The sequence below is a fragment of the Flavobacterium kochi genome, assembly GCF_048286715.1.
In the GTDB taxonomy this organism is placed as follows: domain Bacteria; phylum Bacteroidota; class Bacteroidia; order Flavobacteriales; family Flavobacteriaceae; genus Flavobacterium.
In genome coordinates this window covers 1-3919 of the sequence record NZ_JBLVPW010000060.1, presented here as the reverse complement: position 1 = coordinate 3919, position 3919 = coordinate 1, and the positions used below count along the sequence as shown (strand labels likewise).

Annotated in this window: 2 protein-coding genes; both read right to left on the bottom strand. The window is 34.4% G+C overall.

Annotated elements, in window-relative coordinates:
- Window positions 1-77: 77 nt before the first annotated feature.
- Complete coding sequence (locus ACNQGH_RS21745) at window positions 78-2723, bottom strand: carboxypeptidase-like regulatory domain-containing protein (protein ID WP_417958112.1); 2646 nt, start codon at window positions 2721-2723, stop codon at window positions 78-80.
- 53 nt (window positions 2724-2776) lie between these two features.
- Window positions 2777-3673 (bottom strand): GLPGLI family protein, encoded by an 897-nt coding sequence (locus tag ACNQGH_RS21740; RefSeq protein ID WP_417958111.1) that lies wholly within the window; start codon window positions 3671-3673, stop codon window positions 2777-2779.
- Window positions 3674-3919: the final 246 nt, after the last annotated feature.

Below are 3919 nucleotides of genomic sequence, written 5' to 3'. Positions count from 1 at the left end.
AAAAAGCCCCATTTTACTGGCTTTCTTCAAAACAGTAACTCTTTAATCAGGGTAATATCTTACAAATATAATCAAAATTAACTTTTATTTAACATTTGTGCTGCAACTTGGGTTAATGATGTTGTGTTCAACAAATTAGTTCCGCTAATTTTGTATTCTAACTTACTTCCTTTCTTTTGATAAATTAAACTTGCGCTCAAGAAATCATATTCATTTTTTACTGTTTTGGTATTGTTATAATAATGGTAGAATTCATATTCTACTACAAATGAAAAATTTTCCAAGAAAAAATAATCCAGTTTTGCAAATGGCTTTTCCGTGTAAAAAGTAGCATTATTATAATCATTAACCACTACATTGTACCCTAATTCTAAATTCGGCCTGTTTTTATAATTTGTTGAAGCTTTCAAAGTATAGCTTTGTGTAAAGCTTTCTTTTGTTGACAAGACGTTGTTCTGAATATTATTAAATTTCGACCAATTTAAATTTGTTCCCAAAGATGCTTTATAATTCTTTAGAAAAGAACGGCCATAAGAACCGTTTCCTGACAGGGTTTCATCGGCAAAATCAGAATTGAAAGGAGAGGAAGTCTGATTTACTCCATTAAAAAAGGCGCGCGTTTTTACCGCATCAGTTCTTTTTGAATAGGATACAAAAGCAGTAATGTTTTCAAAATTAAACATATTGTACTTGAAATAACGCAAGGAATGCATCTGTGCCGTTGCATTTTCCAAAAGCCTGTTTCCTTTAGTCAGACTGTTGTAATTGGATAAAACATATCCTTCCGCCAATTGATTGATGTCGGTAAAATTATTGGTATAGGAAAAATTATACGTTACCGTTTCTGCCTTTTTAATTTGATAAATTGCTAAAAAGTCTGGCAATACTCTGAAAAAATCCTGCTTAGTACTGGTTCCCAATTGCTCATTTGTCATACTATACGCATGTAGGCTTACACCTGGTGTAAATGTAAATTTCCCATTTAAAATCTTATAATGCAATCCCAAAAAGGTGTCATTGAAATTATAATTTACATTATTTGTATTGGCCGTATCATCCAAATTATTGATCGTTTCATTGTCTAAAACCTGAAAAATTCTGGAATTAAAACTTTGATCCGAATAGGTGTTTCCTACGGTCACATTAACATTGCTTTTAGCAGTAACCATATAATAATAATCCAGTTTGGCATCTATTTTACTGGTTTTCACCAAACGGTTTTGACTGATGTTATTTCTATCTTGTCCTGAAACATACTCGGTCAAATTAAAAGGCTGAGATTGCAAATTTGCATTATAAAAAGGATCTTCTTCCTGATACAAATGCTGCATTTCGAAAGCAAAAATATTTTTATCGCTTTGGGTGTAATACAGACTCAGGTTTTGATTCACCGAAATTGGATCTTGTTTTTTCAGCGTACTGATATGCTCAGTTAATGCATTATTGTTGACAATTGATTCTCTCAGCAAAGAATTATTCTCCTCTTGTTTAGACAGTTTGGTTAAAATATCATAATCAAACTGAAACCTGGTCGATGGCTTATAACTTGAACTCAATTTGAACAATCCCAAACTACTTTTTTGATGCGCCATCTCCTGTCGATTTTCGGTTGATTGGATTTGAGAAGAATTAGAGGCTAAAATATTGGTTTGCGACGCTGTTTCCAAATCAGTAGTGGAAGCCGAAAGAATTCCAAAACCACTTAAACTCCATGCTTTATTTACATTGTAGGAGAAATTTGTTGCGCCAAACTGGGTTTCGATTTCTTTGGCTCGGTTATTTCTTAAAAGCGAAATCCCTAAATCATTGGAAGCAACATTAAAACTGGACCCTCCTTTTTGCATCAGACCTCTAAAACCGCCCGTGAATTTAAAATAATCCTGAACGGTCAATGGCAATTCACCTATATTATTGAAATTAGTGATCAGATTAATACTATAGGTTGGATTATAATAAAACAATTTAGGATTAATCAAATACCGACTTTCCTCATGGGCCACTCCGATTCCTGCAGTCATGTCTCCAAACCAAAAGTTTTTCTTTCCTGATTTTAGCTTAATATTCATGGCAACATTGTCCTGATTGTTTTCAACACCTTTTAACGCCCCAATTTCGCTGTAGTTTCTTAATACCTGAATTTTATCAATGGCATCAGCCGGAATATTTTTCACTCCCAACTTTGTATCTCCATCAAAAAAATCTTTTCCTTCCACCATTAATTTAGTAACTTTTTTGCCTTCTACCTCCACTTCCCCATCAGCATTTACCTCAACACCTGGTAATTTTTTCAATATATCCTCCAGTTTTCGCTCTGTTCCGGACTTAAAAGAATCTGCATTATAAACTATGGTATCCCCTTTAATAGAAACTGGCATTTCATGAACAATCTCAACACCATCGAGTTCAATTCCACCTTCCTGCATGGCAATGGTCTTATTGATATTTTCAGTAGCAGTAACAATCTCCAGTTCTTTATTTTGCATTCCCAGATAACTGACTTTAAGAGTGTAGCCAGTATTAGGTTTTAAAGCAAGCACAAACTTTCCCTTGTCATTTGTAATGGCATAGGAATCCATTGCTTTAGTTGCCTGATTAACCGCCATAACATTAGCCATTTCCAATCCAACTGTTTTGAAATCCGTTACAAGACCTTCTAATTTTACAGATTGCGAAAAGGAAATTGAGCTGATACAGAAGAAGGTTACTAGTATTATTTTTTTCATTTAAGCAATAATTGGCACTTCGTAATTAATTTAAAATCTGATTTTATTTAGGACTATCCCCCATTTCTCATACGCATTCCCGCATTTCCACCACGCCCTTGGTTCATTTCTCTAAACTCCTCCATTTTTTTAATAACCGTTTCGTCAAACTCTTTCTGGGCAATTAATTTTCCTTTTGTCGGCGCTTTTATTTCGGCTCTGGCTTTAGGATTCAAAACCACTTTAGAACATAAAATAACTGTTTTACCATCGTTTATCTCAAGGATTAAACCAGGCAGTCCCCAATATCCCTCCGGACCTTGATTTACAGGGATTTCCGGAGTATACCAAGCGGTAATTACTACTTCTTTAGGCATCTCAACAGCATCCATGAAATTCGTTTTCTTTGTTGCATCAGCCACTTTAGCCGCTGTAGCTTCATCCCTTCTTGGTCTAAAATTTCTGAAATCTGTTTTACTCACAGCACGTGTAGCAGTCGCCTTAAAACAATTATATCCACCGATAACTCGAGTTTCACTTTCCATTTTCCATTTCAAATTCGGTAATGAATCCTTTACTAAAAATTCTTTCCCCATAAATTCTTTATCAACAGTATAGGATTTGTCTTTTACATTTTTGTAGAAAGTTCCGCCGCCGCCAGCCATCGAAGCCATCATTCGCATTCCGCCGCCACCTTGACCTTGACCCGGCGTTTCTAATTTTTCTTCTTCTTTATATATTGATGCTGATTTATCAAAATGGAGAATAAATGTTTTTTCGGACATTCTCTTCATTCTTTCCTCCATTCTTTTCTGCATTTCTGGGGTGATATCTTTATTGCCCTCCATGCGCGTTTTGAAATCAGACATACTGGTTTTTGACTCATAAACCGCCATACCCTGAAATTCCTGAGCTTGTAGTCCCAAACATACTGTAACTACTGATACTAATGAGAAAATTCTTTTATACATACTTATAGGATTTAAATAGATTAAGACAAAGAATTCTTGTTTTTTTGTGAGCACTATTGTGTTAAAATAAAAGTAAGACAGTTTTAATTGCATAAGGTTTAATTGTAATTTAGCTTTTATGAAAAAAATTGGTTCTTCGCCTAAATTAGTGGATTTGCATTTTTTAGGTATTTCCTAAATAATACACCATTTTTATAAAATTCTCGGGATTTCTATAACCTCTTGCTCTGGATCTTGCTAACTGCA

Excerpts from the sequence above, each read along its gene's own strand:
- ACNQGH_RS21745 (WP_417958112.1), bottom strand. The coding sequence starts at position 2,723 with ATGAAAAAAATAATACTAGTAACCTTCTTCTGTATCAGCTCAATTTCC.
- ACNQGH_RS21740 (WP_417958111.1), bottom strand. The coding sequence starts at position 3,673 with ATGTATAAAAGAATTTTCTCATTAGTATCAGTAGTTACAGTATGTTTG.